2 protein-coding genes are annotated in these 2,376 nt (G+C 33.0%); both read right to left on the bottom strand.

Annotated features, from left to right (window positions below; all coding sequences use genetic code 11):
- Window positions 1–173 precede the first annotated feature (173 nt).
- Window positions 174–413, bottom strand: coding sequence for a hypothetical protein (locus L950_RS24920; protein ID WP_021190973.1), 240 nt, complete (start codon window positions 411–413; stop codon window positions 174–176).
- 332 nt (window positions 414–745) lie between these two features.
- Complete coding sequence (locus tag L950_RS27430) at window positions 746–1,510, bottom strand: hypothetical protein (protein ID WP_021190971.1); 765 nt, start codon at window positions 1,508–1,510, stop codon at window positions 746–748.
- Between the last annotated feature and the right edge of the window lie 866 nt (window positions 1,511–2,376).

The raw sequence follows: 2,376 nt of genomic DNA, 5'->3' as shown, positions 1-2,376 counted from the left end.
AAGGTCCTAAAACATTTGTGCCTATAAACAATAAAATCATTTTTATTTGCTTTTAAAATGTAAATTAGCAAATAAAACTGTTCATACTACCTTTGCTGCACTTTCATTTGATAAGGTAATGTTCTTTCATAAAATCAGAATTGAGAAAAGATATTCTGCATTTGAATGTTCATTTATATTATAAACTTGTTAAATGTAAGTACATCATTCGTGGCGAGCAGTGTGGCTACTCCTTCTTCTCTAGAAGCAATATAAAATAGTTCTTTTTGAAAATTGTCAATTGCAGTTGGCTCAACAATAATTTCCAGTTTTATTTTATTCTTTTCCTCTTGTCGATATACAGTTGGCACATCGCTCTCGAGATTTATTTCCACTCCAATATAACCACTTTTACCGATTGAATAATATTTCATAGAAAAGTAAGCATAACAGTCTTTCTTTCCTAATTCATAGAATATTGTTTCGTTATCATTCGGAAAACCTTTTAAAGTCTTTGCGAAATTAGCTAAGCATTCTGATTTATCATATACATCTGTTGTTCCAAAAAGTTAATATTTGACGCTGTTACCCTTAGCTCAAACATTTCGTCATCCTTCCAAATAACTTTAATTTCTAAGAACGACTTTCGATTTTCTACGGTCATATTGTTAATTATTTATTCTAAAAAACATCTCAAATGAGTAGTTTTTTAGATGCTACTTCTTCTAAAAAAAGTTTATCAAAATGGCCGAGATCTCAGCCATCTTCACTTTTCTTTCTTTTTGATCACTTCTCCACTTGATGATATTATATTGGTGAATGAATAATCATATACGCGGTGCGTTATTCCCATTTTCTTTAATATTTCTTCAGCATCAGTTCTTATGTTTATCCAGCTCGGGTGTTCTTCCAAATATTCCCAATCCCATATCTCACTTGGCATTTGATCGACCTTAGTTTTGAACGTCAATAGTTCTTTTTTGTATATGATTGGTATTAGGTTTTTCCTAAATACCGTTTCGAAGCACACCGGTGTAAATGCATATTCCAATTCCTCATAAAGCTCTGTCATTGGGTTGAAAATTGGAGATGCCATAAGCTCTAGTTCTCTAGATTTATAAGTGAACAGGATAAGCGAATTGAGGATATTGGTATAATAGAATCTGACGTGCTTGTCATACTCTTCCAATTCAGACTTAGTAAATCCTAATTCATCAACCTCGTCTATTTCATAAGTTATCAGGTCAATTTGTTCTCGGCAATAGTTTGCGTCTTCATCTAGCCCTATTTCGATAGCTAGCTGATATAGTTCACCCCACACTTCTTTAGTGAACTGTGCGGGACCGCTACTGCCCAATTCTATCAAACTTTCAATTGCAAGCTCCCACTCCTCCTGATGGTTGTATTCTACACTTTGTTGAAAATATTGCTTATCAGCAAATGATTCATTAAGGGAATTAAGCAGTTTTCTTAATCTCTCCTTTATCGAAGGTTTGCTATTCCATCGTTTAAAAAAATCGAATGTACTCATTTTAAATAGACGCTTTATTATCCCTTATCAAATATATTGATTAATGCTACCCCATTGAGCATTATATTTATAAACTACACTATAGGTTATCAATAGTCCGTTTTATAAAGTAGGAAGTAAATCCTATCATCAGACCTCCGACAAGAATAATTAACCACCAATTTGGAAGAACCCACAAAATATAATAGTGGATAGATTCTATATAAAATCTTCTCGATTTTCCACTGTATTGAAAAACTCCATCGCTAATACCATATAAATAAGTAAATACGACCAAGACTCCAATACCCCTTAAACAGTAATTTATTAATGTTTTTTCTCCATTAAGTAACGATCATGGTCTAAGATATAATAAATAGCAATATTGCTAACATATGAAATAATATTTATCGTTCCAAAAATAATTGACCGTATTGGTTAATATTTAAAACTATCTGCTATTGCTACTCTAGTCATTCCAGTTGTTTCTGTTAGTATATGCTCAATGCCTCGGAACCCCACTTACATTTAGAAGGAATATCATATATAGTTCGTTCCTCCTTTGTCAATTTTGGGTAGCTGACCAACTGAAAGAGCGCTTGAAAGATGACCGAGTTCATGCATCGTGGCAAAGTCTTTAAGATAGCCATATTCTTAAGCATATAAAATACTTTATCTTGTTTGCCTTCAAACTTCTACTTCGCGTTTACCAAAAAAAACAATTTATCACCTATAATTTAGCTTGATGGGATGATAGAGCCCTTCAATGTTCAAGAAAAAAGCCACATCTCGCGACGTGGCCTTAATTAAACATATGATTAAACAGTAAATTACTTGTACGAGTTGATCGATTGGGATACTTTCCAGTTACCGCCGTCATTGACTAA

Source organism: Sphingobacterium sp. IITKGP-BTPF85 (assembly GCF_001006065.1).
GTDB classification, from domain to species: domain Bacteria; phylum Bacteroidota; class Bacteroidia; order Sphingobacteriales; family Sphingobacteriaceae; genus Sphingobacterium; species Sphingobacterium anhuiense.
Note: the sequence above shows the minus strand (reverse complement) of the source record. Positions and strands in the feature narration are given on the sequence as shown.

What these genes read in the sequence shown, in the direction of transcription:
- L950_RS24920 (WP_021190973.1), bottom strand. Translation starts at nt 413, where the DNA reads ATGAAATATTATTCAATCGGTAAAAGTGGTTATATTGGAGTGGAAATA.
- L950_RS27430 (WP_021190971.1), bottom strand. Translation starts at nt 1,510, where the DNA reads ATGAGTACATTCGATTTTTTTAAACGATGGAATAGCAAACCTTCGATA.